This window comes from Pseudomonas sp. (assembly GCF_049300855.1).
Classification (GTDB): domain Bacteria; phylum Pseudomonadota; class Gammaproteobacteria; order Pseudomonadales; family Pseudomonadaceae; genus Aquipseudomonas.
The window spans coordinates 485,394-499,442 of the sequence record NZ_JBAQKH010000054.1; the positions used below are offsets into that span (position 1 = coordinate 485,394).

General features: G+C 60.5%; 12 protein-coding genes. 11 read left to right on the forward strand and 1 reads right to left on the reverse strand.

Annotated elements, in window-relative coordinates; all coding sequences use genetic code 11:
- Positions 1-9: 9 nt before the first annotated feature.
- From WA225_RS27400 to trpE, 8 genes are all read left to right on the forward strand, one after another.
- Positions 10-1,134, forward strand: a complete 1,125-nt coding sequence (locus tag WA225_RS27400) for an ABC transporter ATP-binding protein (protein WP_038363353.1) — start codon at positions 10-12, stop codon at positions 1,132-1,134.
- 48 nt (positions 1,135-1,182) lie between these two features.
- Positions 1,183-2,226: an ABC transporter substrate-binding protein gene (locus WA225_RS27405; protein ID WP_422610362.1), complete on the forward strand. Its 1,044-nt coding sequence runs from the start codon at positions 1,183-1,185 to the stop codon at positions 2,224-2,226.
- A 200-nt stretch (positions 2,227-2,426) separates the two neighbouring features.
- Positions 2,427-3,674, forward strand: a complete 1,248-nt coding sequence (locus WA225_RS27410) for an ABC transporter permease (RefSeq protein WP_034155096.1) — start codon at positions 2,427-2,429, stop codon at positions 3,672-3,674.
- A gap of 12 nt (positions 3,675-3,686) precedes the next feature.
- A complete protein-coding gene (locus tag WA225_RS27415) occupies positions 3,687-4,511 on the forward strand; it encodes an ABC transporter permease (RefSeq protein WP_008027084.1) in 825 nt (274 codons plus the stop codon).
- A gap of 223 nt (positions 4,512-4,734) precedes the next feature.
- The gene (locus WA225_RS27420) at positions 4,735-5,883 is read left to right on the forward strand and encodes an iron-containing alcohol dehydrogenase (protein WP_422610363.1); all 1,149 of its coding nucleotides are present in this window, start codon (positions 4,735-4,737) and stop codon (positions 5,881-5,883) included.
- 114 nt (positions 5,884-5,997) lie between these two features.
- On the forward strand, positions 5,998-6,672 hold the full coding sequence (gene rpe / locus WA225_RS27425) for a ribulose-phosphate 3-epimerase (RefSeq protein ID WP_007918813.1): 675 nt from the start codon (positions 5,998-6,000) through the stop codon (positions 6,670-6,672).
- Positions 6,669-7,487 carry a phosphoglycolate phosphatase gene (locus WA225_RS27430; protein ID WP_422610364.1) on the forward strand — a complete coding sequence of 273 codons (819 nt, stop codon included), beginning with the start codon at positions 6,669-6,671 and terminating at the stop codon, positions 7,485-7,487. The genes rpe and WA225_RS27430 overlap by 4 nt, the downstream gene beginning before the upstream one ends.
- 71 nt (positions 7,488-7,558) lie before the next feature.
- Positions 7,559-9,037 carry an anthranilate synthase component I gene (trpE, locus tag WA225_RS27435; RefSeq protein WP_422610365.1) on the forward strand — a complete coding sequence of 493 codons (1,479 nt, stop codon included), beginning with the start codon at positions 7,559-7,561 and terminating at the stop codon, positions 9,035-9,037.
- Between the two features lie 170 nt (positions 9,038-9,207).
- Here the strand turns inward: trpE and estP are convergent, their stop codons facing one another.
- Positions 9,208-11,115, reverse strand: a complete 1,908-nt coding sequence (gene estP, locus WA225_RS27440; protein WP_422610366.1) for an esterase EstP — start codon at positions 11,113-11,115, stop codon at positions 9,208-9,210.
- A gap of 408 nt (positions 11,116-11,523) precedes the next feature.
- Here estP and WA225_RS27445 point away from each other — a divergent pair, with 408 nt between their 5' ends.
- Genes WA225_RS27445 through trpC form a run of 3 tightly spaced genes read left to right on the forward strand, consistent with a single transcriptional unit; the run spans position 11,524 to position 14,009 of the window.
- Complete coding sequence (locus WA225_RS27445) at positions 11,524-12,117, forward strand: aminodeoxychorismate/anthranilate synthase component II (protein WP_095050324.1); 594 nt, start codon at positions 11,524-11,526, stop codon at positions 12,115-12,117.
- Between the two features lie 9 nt (positions 12,118-12,126).
- Complete coding sequence (trpD, locus tag WA225_RS27450) at positions 12,127-13,176, forward strand: anthranilate phosphoribosyltransferase (RefSeq protein ID WP_422610367.1); 1,050 nt, start codon at positions 12,127-12,129, stop codon at positions 13,174-13,176.
- A complete protein-coding gene (trpC, locus tag WA225_RS27455) occupies positions 13,173-14,009 on the forward strand; it encodes an indole-3-glycerol phosphate synthase TrpC (protein WP_422610368.1) in 837 nt (278 codons plus the stop codon). The genes trpD and trpC overlap by 4 nt, the downstream gene beginning before the upstream one ends.
- Positions 14,010-14,049 lie beyond the last annotated feature (40 nt).

Here is a 14,049-nt window from a genome sequence, read left to right on the forward strand (position 1 = left end):
GGTGTGGGTATGAGCCAGGTCGATACAAACGCAGGGGCCAGTGATGTGCTGGTCAGCTTTCGTGGAGTGCAGAAGAGCTACGACGGCGAGAACCTGATCGTCAAAGACCTCAACCTGGACATTCGCAAAGGCGAATTCCTCACCCTGCTCGGGCCGTCCGGTTCGGGCAAGACTACCAGTCTGATGATGCTCGCCGGTTTCGAAACGCCGACTGCCGGCGAAATCCTCCTCGCCGGGCGCTCGATCAATAACGTGCCGCCGCACAAGCGCGACATCGGCATGGTGTTCCAGAACTACGCGCTGTTCCCGCACATGACCGTGGCAGAAAACCTCGCCTTCCCGCTGACCGTGCGTGGCCTGAACAAAAGCGACGTCAGCGACCGCGTGAAGAAAGTCCTCAGCATGGTTCAGCTCGACGCGTTCGCCTCGCGCTACCCGGCGCAGTTGTCCGGCGGTCAGCAACAACGTGTGGCGTTGGCCCGCGCGCTGGTGTTCGAACCGCAACTGGTGCTGATGGATGAACCGCTCGGCGCTCTCGACAAACAACTGCGTGAACACATGCAGATGGAAATCAAACACCTGCACCAGCGCCTCGGCGTGACCGTGGTCTACGTGACCCACGATCAGGGTGAAGCGCTGACCATGTCCGATCGCGTTGCGGTATTCCATCAAGGCGAGATCCAGCAGATCGCCCCGCCGCGAACCCTTTACGAGGAGCCGAAAAACACCTTCGTCGCCAACTTCATCGGTGAGAACAACCGCCTCAACGGTCGCCTGCTTAGCCAGAGCGGCGAGCGTTGCGTGGTCGAGTTGGGTCGTGGCGAAAAGGTCGAGGCGCTGGCGGTCAATGTCGGCCAGACCGGCGAACCGGTGACCCTGTCGATCCGTCCGGAGCGCGTCAGCCTCAACGGTTCGAGCGATCAATGCGTCAACCGCTTCTCAGGGAGGGTGGCGGAATTCATCTATCTGGGCGACCACGTCCGGGTGCGCCTGGAAGTCTGCGGCAAGACCGACTTCTTCGTGAAACAGCCGATTGCCGAGCTCGATCCTGCGCTTGCTGTCGGGGACGTGGTTCCGCTTGGCTGGCAGGTCGAGCACGTTCGCGCGCTTGACCCGCTTTTAGAGGCGAACTGATCGCCCCGGCAATACCAACACCAACCCTGCACGTGGAGAGAACAATAAATGTTGAGATCCCTGAAGTTCACCGCCCTGACCCTGGGCCTGATGGGTGCGGCCAGCGCAATGGCCGCAGGCCCCGATTTGACCGTGGTGTCGTTTGGCGGGGCGAACAAGGCGGCGCAAGTCAAAGCCTTCTATGCACCGTGGGAAGCGGCGGGCAACGGCAAGATCGTCGCTGGCGAATACAACGGCGAAATGGCCAAGGTCAAAGCCATGGTCGACACCAAGAGCGTGTCGTGGGATCTGGTGGAGGTTGAATCGCCAGAGCTGTCCCGTGGCTGCGACGAAGACATGTTCGAACAACTCGACCCGGCACTGTTCGGCAAGACTGAAGACTACGTAAAAGGCGCGATTCAGCCGTGCGGCGTGGGCTTCTTTGTTTGGTCGACCGTGCTGGCCTACAACGCCGACAAGCTGAAAACCGCGCCAACCAGTTGGGCGGATTTCTGGGATACCAAGAAATTCCCGGGCAAACGTGGCCTGCGCAAGGGCGCCAAATACACCCTCGAATTCGCTCTGATGGCCGACGGCGTTGCGCCGAAAGACGTCTACAAGGAACTGGCGAGCAAGGGCGGCCAGGATCGTGCATTCAAGAAGCTCGATGAGCTGAAGCCGAACATCCAGTGGTGGGAAGCCGGTGCGCAACCGCCGCAATACCTCGCTTCCGGTGACGTGGTGATGAGCTCGGCCTACAACGGTCGCATCGCTGCCGTGCAGAAAGAATCCAACCTGAAAGTGGTGTGGAACGGCGGCATCTACGACTTCGACGCCTGGGCCATCCCGAAAGGTCTGGACGCCAAGCGCGCCGAAGCGGCGAAGAAATTCATCGCCTACTCGGTGCAGCCGCAGCAGCAGAAGATCTACTCGGAAAACATCGCCTACGGCCCGGCCAACACCCAAGCCGTACCGTTGCTGGCCAAGGATGTCCTGAAAGACATGCCGACCACCCCGGAAAACATCGCCAACCAGGTGCAGATCGACGTCAGCTTCTGGGCTGACAACGGCGAGCAACTGGAGCAGCGCTTCAATTCCTGGGCGGCGAAATAACCCGAGCATACGGGCCGACGGCTTTCCGGATGATCATTCCCACGCTCTGCGTGGGAATGCCGCCCGGGACGCTCCGCGTCCCCGTGTGACGCAGAGCGTCACTGGATTCATTCCCACGCAGAGCGTGGGAACGATCAGTAGCAAAAGTTCGAGGTGGTATTCGCCACCTCTGTAACGATCAAAGATTTGCGGAGTACGTCATGGCCATCGCCGTTCCCCTGAACGAGGGCAACAGCCCCACCTTGAAGCAGAAGCTCAAGCGCGCCGAGCGGGTCAACCGCTGGAAGGCTCAAGCGCTGATTGCGCCGCTGGTGCTGTTTCTGTTGCTGGTGTTTCTGGTGCCGATCGTGGCGCTGCTCTACAAAAGCGTCGGCAACCCCGAAGTGGTCGGCGGCATGCCGCGCACCGTGGCGGCCATCGCCAGTTGGGACGGCCGCGGCCTGCCCGCTGAACCGGTCTACAAAGCCGCTGGCGAAGATCTCGCCGAAGCACGTAAAAACCAGACGCTGGGCGATCTGTCCAAGCGCTTGAACATGGAGTTGGCCGGCTACCGCAGCCTGCTGACCAAAACCGCCCGGGCGCTACCCTTCGCCAGCGAACCGGCCTCTTATAAAGAAGCGCTGGAAGGTCTCGACGAACGTTGGGGCGACCCGGCCTACTGGCAAGCGGTCAAACGCAACACCAGCAGCATCACCCCTTATTACTTGCTGGCGTCCGTCGATCACCGCATCGACGACCTCGGCGAAATCGCCCCGGCCACTCCGGATCAGGCGATCTACCTCGACATTTTCGCCCGTACCTTCTGGATGGGCCTGGTCATCACCGTGATCTGCCTGCTGCTGGCTTATCCACTGGCGTACCTGCTGGCGAACCTGCCCTCGCGGCAAAGCAACCTGCTGATGATTCTGGTGCTGTTGCCGTTCTGGACATCGATTCTGGTGCGCGTCGCGGCGTGGATCGTACTGCTGCAATCCGGTGGGTTGATCAACAGCGGTCTGATGGCCATGGGCATCATCGATAAACCGCTGGAACTGGTGTTCAACCGCACCGGCGTATACATCTCGATGGTGCACATCCTGCTGCCGTTCATGATCCTGCCGATCTACAGCGTGATGAAAGGCATCTCGCCGACCTACATGCGCGCGGCGATTTCCCTCGGCTGCCACCCGTTCGCCAGTTTCTGGCGGGTGTACTTCCCGCAGACCTATGCCGGTGTCGGCGCCGGTTGCCTGTTGGTGTTCATCCTCGCCATTGGCTACTACATCACCCCGGCGCTGCTCGGCAGCCCGAACGATCAAATGGTCAGCTACTTCGTCGCTTTCTACACCAACACCAGCATCAACTGGGGCATGGCCACCGCACTGGGCGGGCTATTGCTGCTGGCGACGGTGGTGCTTTATCTGATTTACAGCTGGCTGGTCGGCGCCAGTCGCCTGCGCCTGAGCTAAGGGGAATTCGAGATGCTGAGTCCTTACATGTCGCCCATCGAACGGGTGTGGTTCTACAGCCTGCGGATCCTCTGCGGCCTGATTCTGTTGTTCCTGATCCTGCCGGTGCTGGTGATCATTCCGCTGTCGTTCAACTCGGGGAGTTTTCTGGTCTATCCGCTGCAGGGCTTCTCGCTGCACTGGTATCAGGATTTCTTCGCCTCAGCGGAATGGATGCGCGCGCTGAAGAACAGCATCATCGTCGCACCGGCGGCGACGGTGCTGGCGATGGTTTTCGGCACGCTGGCGGCGATTGGCCTGACTCGCGGTGACTTTCCCGGTAAAGCGCTGGTGATGGCGCTGGTGATTTCGCCGATGGTGGTGCCGGTGGTAATCATCGGCGTGGCGAGTTATCTGTTCTTCGCGCCGCTGGGCTTGGGCAACAGCTTCTTCTCGCTGATCGTCGTGCACGCGGTGCTGGGTGTACCGTTTGTGATCATCACGGTGTCGGCGACGTTACAGGGGTTTAACCATAATCTGGTGCGTGCTGCGGCGAGTCTTGGTGCATCGCCGTTGACCGCGTTCCGCCGGGTGACCTTGCCGCTGATTGCGCCGGGGGTGATTTCCGGGGCGCTGTTTGCCTTTGCGACTTCGTTTGATGAGGTAGTGGTGACGCTGTTTCTTGCCGGGCCTGAGCAGGCGACGTTGCCTCGGCAGATGTTTAGCGGGATACGCGAGAACCTGAGTCCGACGATTGCGGCTGCGGCGACCTTGCTGATCGCCTTCTCGGTAATCCTGCTGCTGACGCTGGAATGGCTACGTGGCCGCAGCGAAAAACTGCGTACTGCCCAAGTCTGACGCTGATCGTTCCCACGCTCTGCGTGGGAATGCCTCTCGGGACGCTCCGCGTTCCAGCTCGCGAATGGAACGCAGAGCGTCCCCGGCGGTATTCCCACGCAGAGCGTGGGAACAATCAGTGACAGGGGGTATTCGTTGGTCATTCATGGAGTGAATAGCAGACAACCCCAAAACCCCAGCTAATCTTGTGCCCAGCTCCCACATCTATAAGAGGCTGCGCACGATGAGTCTGTCCCAGTTCAAAATCGCCCACAAACTGATCACCGGCGCCGGAGCCATCGAGCAACTGGCCCCCGAACTCACGCGCCTCGACATCGACAATCCCCTGATCGTCACCGACGCCGCGCTGGTCAAATCCGGCACCGTTGAGCTGGCTCTGTGCCAATTGGGCGGGCGCGACTACGAGATTTTCGATCGCGTATTGCCAGACCCGGAAATCGCTATCGTCGAAGATTGCATGCGCGTTTACCGCGAGGGCGGGCATGACGGCTTGATCGGCCTCGGTGGCGGCAGTGCCATCGACATTGCTAAAAGTGTTGCGGCCTACGCCGGTTACCATGGCGCACTGGAAGATCTGTTCGGCGTTGATCAGGTACCGCGCAAAGGCCCGCCGCTGATCGCCATCCCGACCACCGCCGGCACCGGTTCCGAAGTCACCAACGTGGCGATCCTCTCCGACAAAGTCGCGCAACTGAAGAAAGGCATCGTCAGCGACTATCTATTGCCGGATGTCGCTCTGGTCAGCCCGCAAATGACCCTGACTTGCCCACGCAGCGTCACCGCCGCCAGTGGCGTCGACGCGCTGGTGCACGCCATCGAATCCTATCTGTCGGTCAACGCCTCGCCGATCACCGACTCGCTGGCCATCGGCGCGATCAAGCTGATTGCCAAAGCGCTGCCCAAGGCCTATGCCAACGGCGCCAACCTGCAAGCCCGTGAAGACATGGCCACTGCCAGCCTGATGGCCGGCATGGCGTTCGGTAATGCCGGGGTCGGCGCGGTGCATGCGCTGGCCTATCCGCTGGGCGGACGCTTCAACATTGCCCATGGCGTCAGCAATGCCTTGCTGCTGCCGTATGTCATGACCTGGAACAAGATGGCTTGCGTCGAACGCATGCAGGATATTGCCGAAGCCATGGGGGTGAAGACCGCTCATCTGAGTGCCGCCGAGGCCGCAGACAAAGCCGTGCAGGCGATGACCGATTTGTGCGCGGCCGTGGAAATTCCGGCCGGCCTGCGCAGTTTCGGCGTGCCGCAAGAAGCGATCCCGGCGATGGCGGTGGAAGCGGCCGGGATCGAGCGCCTGATGCGCAACAACCCGCGCAAACTCAGCGCTGTGGATATCGAGAAGATCTACCGCGCGGCGTATTGAGGCTGCGCCGGTCCTGCGTCATGGCATAACCCAATCATCGCGGTCACGGTGCGCGCTTGGAAACTTGAGGTATACAATGCGCGCCATCGTGATTTAGCTCAGAAAAGGTGCGTCATGCAGCCCTTCGTAATTGCTCCGTCGATTCTCTCCGCCGACTTCGCCCGCCTCGGCGAGGAAGTAGACAATGTTCTCGCCGCTGGCGCCGACTTCGTTCACTTCGACGTCATGGACAACCACTACGTACCGAACCTGACCATTGGCCCGATGGTCTGCGCGGCATTGCGCAAGTACGGCGTCACCGCGCCGATCGACGCGCATTTGATGGTCAGCCCGGTGGATCGCATCGTCGGCGACTTCATCGAAGCCGGCGCGACTTACATCACCTTCCACCCGGAAGCCACCCTGCACGTTGATCGCTCGCTGCAACTGATCCGTGAAGGCGGCTGCAAATCCGGCCTGGTGTTCAACCCGGCGACCCCGCTGGACGTGCTCAAGTACGTGATCGACAAGGTCGACATGGTCTTGCTGATGAGCGTCAACCCGGGTTTCGGCGGGCAGAAATTCATTCCCGGCACCCTCGATAAACTGCGCGAAGCGCGGGCGATCATCGATGCCTCGGGCCGTGACATCCGTCTGGAAATCGACGGCGGCGTCAACGTCAACAACATCCGCGAAATCGCCGCCGCTGGCGCTGACACCTTTGTCGCCGGCTCGGCAATCTTCAATGCGCCGAACTATCAGGAAGTCATCGACAAGATGCGCTCCGAACTGGCGCTGGCGCGCCCATGAGCGGGTTTGAGCAGCTGTTCCCGGGGAAACTGCCACGGCTGGTGATGTTCGATCTGGATGGCACGCTGATCGACTCGGTTCCGGACCTGGCAGCCGCGGTGGACACCATGCTGCTCTCCCTCGGCCGTCAGCCTGCCGGCATCGATTCGGTGCGCGAGTGGGTGGGCAACGGCGCGCCGGTATTGGTGCGCCGCGCCTTGGCCGGTGGCATCGATCATTCAGCAGTGGATGACGTTGAAGCCGAGCACGCGCTGGAAGTGTTCATGCAAGCTTACGGCGCCAGCCATGAGCTGACCGTGGTCTATCCCGGTGTGCGCGATACCCTCAAGTGGCTGCAAAAGCAGGGCGTGGCCATGGCGCTGATCACCAACAAGCCGGAGCGTTTCGTCGCGCCGTTGCTGGATCAGATGAAGATCGGCCGCTACTTCAAGTGGATCATCGGCGGCGATACCTTGCCGCAGAAAAAACCCGATCCGGCGGCGCTGTTCTTCGTGATGAAAATGGCCAACATCCCGGCCTCGCAATCGTTGTTCGTCGGCGACTCGCGCAGCGACGTGCTGGCGGCGAAAGCGGCGGGGGTCAAATGCGTGGCGCTGAGTTACGGCTACAACCACGGCAGGCCGATTGCCGAAGAATCGCCGGCACTGGTGATCGACGATCTGCGCAAGCTAATTCCCGGTTGCCTAGGTTCCGCCGCTGAGATAACGTTGCCCGACGCTGCTCAATCCCATTCTGGAAACGCCATCGTGGTGGTCACTCGCAAACTCTGGATGAAAGTCATCAAGGCCCTGGCCCGCTGGCGTTGGCGCGCCTGACTTGTTCCTGGCCGGCCTGCCGGCGCGTTTGCATACCTGACTGATTTGCCCCTCACACCACGAGGCACCTTATGATCCGCGAAGAATTCCTGCGCTTGGCCGCTGACGGCTACAACCGCATTCCGTTGGCCTGCGAAACCCTGGCCGACTTCGACACACCGCTGTCGATCTACCTGAAACTGGCTGACCAGCCCAACTCCTACCTGCTCGAATCGGTGCAGGGCGGCGAGAAATGGGGCCGTTACTCGATCATCGGCCTGCCGTGCCGCACGGTCATGCGCGTTCACGACCATCACGTCAGCATCACCGTTGATGGCATCGAGACCGAAAGCCACGACGTTGAAGACCCGCTGGCCTTCGTCGAAACCTTCAAAGCGCGCTACAACGTGCCGACCATCGCCGGTCTGCCACGTTTCAATGGTGGTCTGGTCGGTTACTTCGGTTACGACTGCGTGCGTTATGTCGAGAAGCGCTTGGGCAAGTGCCCGAACCCGGATCCACTGGGTGTACCGGATATTCTGCTGATGGTCTCCGACGCCGTCGTGGTGTTCGACAACCTCGCCGGCAAGATGCACGCGATCGTGCTGGCCGACCCTGCGCAGGCCGATGCTTTCGAACAAGGTCAGGCACGTTTGCAGGAACTGCTGGAGCAACTGCGCCAGCCGATCACCCCGCGTCGGGGCCTGGACTTCAGCAAGCAGCAAGCGGCTGATCCGGTGTTCCGCTCCAGTTTCACCCAGAACGATTACGAAAAAGCCGTCGACACCATCAAGGAATACATCCTGGCCGGCGACTGCATGCAGGTCGTGCCGTCGCAGCGCATGTCGATCGATTTCAAGGCTGCACCGATCGATCTGTATCGCGCGCTGCGTTGCTTCAACCCGACGCCATACATGTACTTCTTCAACTTCGGCGATTTCCACGTTGTCGGCAGTTCGCCGGAAGTGCTGGTGCGCGTTGAAGACAACTTGATCACCGTGCGCCCGATTGCCGGTACTCGCCCACGCGGCGCGACCGAAGAAGCGGACGTGGCGCTGGAACAAGACCTGCTGTCGGACGACAAGGAGATCGCCGAGCACTTGATGCTGATCGACCTCGGTCGTAACGATACCGGGCGCGTTTCGGAAATCGGCTCGGTGAAACTCACCGAGAAGATGGTCATCGAGCGTTATTCCAACGTGATGCACATCGTTTCCAACGTCACCGGTCAGTTGAAACAAGGACTGACGGCGATGGATGCGCTGCGGGCGATTCTGCCGGCGGGTACGTTGTCGGGCGCGCCGAAGATTCGCGCGATGGAAATCATCGACGAACTGGAACCGGTCAAGCGTGGTGTGTATGGCGGGGCGGTCGGTTACTTCGCCTGGAACGGCAACATGGACACCGCGATTGCGATCCGTACTGCCGTGATCAAAAACGGTGAACTGCACGTGCAGGCCGGTGGCGGCATCGTCGCCGACTCGGTGCCGGCGCTGGAATGGGAAGAAACCCTGAACAAACGCCGCGCAATGTTCCGCGCCGTGGCCCTGGCCGAACAAACCCCGGACTGATCACTGATCTTCCCTGTGGGAGCGAGCTTGCTCGCGAAGAGGCCCCGTCAGTCAATATTTATGCTGGCTGACCCACCGCTTTCGCGAGCAAGCTCGCTCCCACATTCGATTTGTGTGTAGCCATTAAAAAAGCGGCGCCTGTGAGGGCGCCGCTTTTTTGTGCCGGCGATTTAGAAGTCGAGCACAACGCCGACGTTAACGCCTTGCTGGGTAAAGTCATCATCCTTGCGCAACGTATACCCGCCGCGCAGCGCCAGATCAGCCGTGAGCTTGTGGCTGACGCCCAGGCTCAAGCGGTTCAAATGGCTCTGCGGCGTATAGCCTTCGAGTTTGAAGTCATTGGCCGGCAGAGTATTCAGCGCGATGTTGACCTTCTGCACGTCATCTTCGTATTCACGCTCGTGGGCATATTCGCCGAACACCTGGGTTTGCGGGGTGATGTTGTACTTGCCCTGAATACCAACACCGAGGCGTTTCGAATCGCGGGACTGATCATCGAAGCTCAGTGCGGTAGCGCGGTTGCTCTTCTCTGAATAACCGTCGACATCAACGCTGGCGTAGTCGGCGCTGACGAACGGCGACAGATGCCACTCGCTGCCCGGCTGGGCAATGTCGTAACCGACACGGGTGCTGAAGGCCCACAGGTGGCCGTCGGTATCGCCTTTCTCCGCACCCTCGCTGGCGCCGAGGTCGAACTTGCGCTTGAGGTTGTCGTAGTCGAGTTTGCCGCCGGTCAACGCCATGTCAGCCCACCAGCGATTCTGCTGGAACTGGGCAAATGCGGTGGCCAGATAGCTGTTGAGTTTGTAGTCCGAGTCGTTATGACCGGCTTCCAGCGTCTGCCGATAGAAACCGCCTGCCACGCCGACGCGCCAGGCGTCATTCAGACGATAGCTGCCACCGACGTTGAGGTTGTAGCCGCTACCGTCGGCGCTGGCGCCGCTGCTCTGGCTATCGAAATCCAGATGCTGGCCACCCGCGGCGACAATTGCCCGCCATTGGCCGACCGCCTGCCAGTTTTCCCAATCGGCTTGCCATTGGCTGCGCAGTTCATCCTGATGCGCGCGCAGAGTGGCGTGGGCCATTTCCGGCAACAGCGTCAGTTCCCACGGTGCCGCGAGCAGGGAGTAGGCGTAGTCGGAGATCAGTTTCTGGCCGGCTTCGGTCGGGTGCACGCCGTCGTTATAAATCAGCTTGGTCGGGTCGGGGGTCGCACTGTTGATCCCGTAACGGGCGTTCTCGGTGCAGCCGCTGCCGCTGAAGCAAGTCGCGGTCAGGTTCTGATCAGTCGCCAAACCAAAGCGTGCCGGATCGGCAAAGACTTCCGAGAGCAATACCGGAATGTTCAACGGAATGATTTCGGCGTTGATGCCTTGCAGGCGCGTGACCAACTGGTTGTTGAACTGGCCGGCGAGTTGACTGCTGAAGGCTTGCAGCGGCGTACCGTTGATGGCCGGCGTCAGGCCGACATCAGGCAACAGCCAGACCATCACGTATTTGGCACCGGCGGTTTGCAGCGTCTGCACGCTGTCAGCGAGGCGATCGGCGGCGGCGTTGGCTTGCGGCAGGCTGAGAATTCGCCCTTGCAGGAAGTCGTTACCGCCACCGGAAATGTAGTACAGCGCGTTGGGATCGGCGCGAAAGCCGTTCGACGGCAGGTATCCGGCGCGGGTGCGTTCGCCCGTGGCTGATTGCGTGGTGATCGAGTCGAGAATCTGGTCGGTGCGATAACCGCCGACTGCCCAGTTGTTGCCGTCCGGCAGGCCTTCATTAGCGCGTACGGCCGAACTTGAGGAGGCGGTCTGGTCGGGGCTGAAGCCCAGCCGCCCGCCCAGCAATTGTGTGGAGTTCAGCGAGCGCAGTTCGCCGCTGCCGTCCAGATACACCGGCCCCGTCCGGTTGGTGTAACGCTGAGTGGCGCCGGCCGGGCCACCCGTGTCGGTAAAGGTCCCGGCATCGTTCAGGCTGTCGCCGAAAACAATGAAATTCGAATAGGGATTGGGCGCAGCATTGGCCTGGGCGCAGGCCAGTGCGAGCAAGCATCCGGCCAGCGGTACAAACAACGTCTGTTTGATCATGAGCAAGTCCGTTTATTTATTGTTGTAGGTGAACGAAACGACAGTACCAAAAACTCCCGGCGTTTTGCCATCGGTCGTGAATCCTCCCCTGGATTTATCCGCCAAAGCCCCGGCCATATTGCACGCTCCGCCCAGCTAAGTTACTGTGCCGGAACGTATGAACGAGACCTCCCCCGTGTTGATCACCAGCAAACTTCTGGATCAAGTCATCAAGGCACACGCCCGCTGGCGTTGGCGCGCCTGAATCTTTTCTGCCGGCTTCGCCGGATCTGTATCGCTTTGCCTTCCTTGCCCGTTTGAAATGCCGCTGTGCCGACGCACCTGTCTGCGTCCGACATCGTGCAGCGCCCTGCGGGCAAGTCATCTGAAGGCTGTCTCCAAGTCAGAATTCAAGAGGTTCGAAACGCCATGTTGCTGATGATCGACAACTACGACTCCTTTACTTACAACGTTGTGCAATACCTCGGCGAGCTGGGTGCCGAAGTCAAAGTCGTGCGCAACGACGAACTGACCATCGCCGAAATCGAAGCGCTCAAGCCTGAGCGCATCGTGGTTTCCCCTGGTCCTTGCACGCCGACCGAAGCCGGCATCTCCATCGAAGCCATCAAGCACTTTGCCGGCAAACTGCCGATCCTCGGCGTCTGCCTCGGCCATCAGTCCATCGGCCAAGCCTTTGGCGGTGATGTAGTGCGTGCCCGGCAAGTGATGCACGGTAAGACTAGTCCGGTATTCCACGAGGACAAGGGCGTTTTCGCCGGTCTGAATCATCCGCTGACGGTTACCCGCTACCACTCGCTGATCGTCAAGCACGACACGTTGCCTGATTGCCTGGAGCTGACCGCCTGGACCCAGCACGATGACGGCTCCGTCGACGAAATCATGGGCCTGCGTCACAAGACCCTGAACATTGAGGGTGTACAGTTCCACCCCGAGTCGATCCTGACCGAGCAGGGCCATGAACTGTTTGCCAACTTCCTCAAACAAACCGGCGGCACGCGCTAAGGACTTCCCATGAATATCAAGACAGCCCTGAGCCGTATCGTCGATCACCTCGACCTCAGCACCGATGAAATGCGCGATGTGATGCGCGAAATCATGACCGGCCAATGCAGCGACGCGCAGATCGGCGCGTTCATGATGGCCATGCGCATGAAGAGCGAGAGCATCGACGAGATCGTCGGTGCCGTGTCGGTGATGCGTGAGCTGGCTGATCAGGTCGAACTGAAAACCCTCGACGGCGTCGTTGATGTGGTTGGTACCGGCGGTGACGGCGCGAACATCTTCAACGTGTCGACGGCTTCTTCCTTTGTTGTAGCCGCGGCCGGTTGCACGGTGGCCAAGCACGGTAACCGTGCGGTATCGGGCAAGAGCGGCAGCGCCGACTTGCTCGAAGCTGCCGGCATTTATCTGAACCTGACGCCGGTGCAGGTCGCGCGTTGCATCGACAACGTCGGCATCGGTTTCATGTTCGCCCAGACCCACCACAAAGCCATGAAGTACGCCGCCGGCCCGCGCCGCGATCTCGGTCTGCGTACGCTGTTCAACATGCTCGGCCCGCTTACGAATCCGGCCGGTGTGAAACATCAGGTGGTGGGCGTGTTCACGCCGGCACTGTGCCGGCCACTGGCCGAAGTCTTGCAGCGCCTGGGCAGCAAGCATGTGCTGGTGGTGCATTCGAAGGACGGTCTGGACGAGTTCAGCCTCGCCGCGCCGACCTTTGTCGCCGAGCTGAAAAACAACGAAATCACTGAATATTGGGTCGAGCCGGAAGACCTCGGCATGAAGAGCCAGAGCCTGCACGGCCTCTCGGTCGACGGCCCGGAAGCGTCGCTGGCGCTGATCCGCGATGCCCTTGGCAAGCGCAAAACCGAAAACGGCCAAAAGGCCGCCGAAATGATTGTGCTCAATGCCGGTGCAGCGCTGTATGCCGCTGACGTGGCCAGCAGTTTGAAACAGGGTGTCGAGCTTGCGCACGACGCGCTGCACACCGGTCTCGCTCGGGAAAAACTCGAAGAGCTGGGTGCCTTTACCGCGGTATTCAAAGTGGAGAATGAGGGATGAGTGTACCGACGGTTCTGGAAAACATTCTGGCGCGCAAAGTTCAGGAAGTCGCCGAGCGTAGTGCCCGCGTCAGTCTGAGCGAGCTGGAAAGTCTGGCCAAGGCGGCCGATGCACCCCGTGGTTTTGCCCAGGCATTGCTGGCGCAAGCAAAGAAAAAGCAGCCGGCGGTCATCGCCGAAATCAAGAAGGCTTCGCCGAGCAAAGGCGTGATCCGCGAGAACTTCGTTCCCGCCGACATCGCCAAAAGCTACGAGAAGGGCGGGGCGACCTGTCTGTCCGTGCTGACCGACATCGATTACTTCCAGGGCGCCGATGCTTACCTGCAACAGGCCCGTGCCGCGTGCAGCCTGCCAGTGATTCGCAAGGACTTCATGATCGATCCGTACCAGATCGTCGAAGCCCGCGCGCTGGGCGCCGACTGCGTGCTGTTGATCGTCTCCGCACTGGATGACGTGAAAATGGCCGAGCTGGCCGCCGTCGCCAAAAGCGTCGGTCTCGATGTGCTGGTCGAAGTGCACGATGGCGATGAGCTGGAGCGTGCGTTGAAAACCCTCGACACACCGCTGGTGGGGGTCAACAACCGTAACCTGCATACCTTTGATGTCAGTCTGGAAACCACCCTCGACCTGCTGCCGCGCATCCCGCGCGATCGTCTGGTGATTACCGAGAGCGGCATCCTTAACCGTGCCGATGTCGAGCTGATGGAAATCAGCGACGTGTATTCGTTCCTGGTCGGCGAAGCGTTCATGCGTGCGGAAAGCCCGGGTACTGAACTGCAGCGCCTGTTCTTCCCGGAGCGTGGTACTTCGATCAGCGGTTCGACCCTCGACTGATTCGCTCTAGACCGAGTCGACTCATTCGCGAGCAAGCTCG

Excerpts from the sequence above, each read along its gene's own strand:
- WA225_RS27400 (WP_038363353.1), top strand. The coding sequence starts at position 10 with ATGAGCCAGGTCGATACAAACGCAGGGGCCAGTGATGTGCTGGTCAGC.
- WA225_RS27405 (WP_422610362.1), top strand. The coding sequence starts at position 1,183 with ATGTTGAGATCCCTGAAGTTCACCGCCCTGACCCTGGGCCTGATGGGT.
- WA225_RS27420 (WP_422610363.1), top strand. The coding sequence starts at position 4,735 with ATGAGTCTGTCCCAGTTCAAAATCGCCCACAAACTGATCACCGGCGCC.
- rpe (WP_007918813.1), top strand. The coding sequence starts at position 5,998 with ATGCAGCCCTTCGTAATTGCTCCGTCGATTCTCTCCGCCGACTTCGCC.
- trpD (WP_422610367.1), top strand. The coding sequence starts at position 12,127 with ATGAATATCAAGACAGCCCTGAGCCGTATCGTCGATCACCTCGACCTC.
- WA225_RS27415 (WP_008027084.1), top strand. The coding sequence starts at position 3,687 with ATGCTGAGTCCTTACATGTCGCCCATCGAACGGGTGTGGTTCTACAGC.
- trpC (WP_422610368.1), top strand. The coding sequence starts at position 13,173 with ATGAGTGTACCGACGGTTCTGGAAAACATTCTGGCGCGCAAAGTTCAG.
- estP (WP_422610366.1), bottom strand. The coding sequence starts at position 11,115 with ATGATCAAACAGACGTTGTTTGTACCGCTGGCCGGATGCTTGCTCGCA.
- trpE (WP_422610365.1), top strand. The coding sequence starts at position 7,559 with ATGATCCGCGAAGAATTCCTGCGCTTGGCCGCTGACGGCTACAACCGC.
- WA225_RS27445 (WP_095050324.1), top strand. The coding sequence starts at position 11,524 with ATGTTGCTGATGATCGACAACTACGACTCCTTTACTTACAACGTTGTG.
- WA225_RS27410 (WP_034155096.1), top strand. The coding sequence starts at position 2,427 with ATGGCCATCGCCGTTCCCCTGAACGAGGGCAACAGCCCCACCTTGAAG.
- WA225_RS27430 (WP_422610364.1), top strand. The coding sequence starts at position 6,669 with ATGAGCGGGTTTGAGCAGCTGTTCCCGGGGAAACTGCCACGGCTGGTG.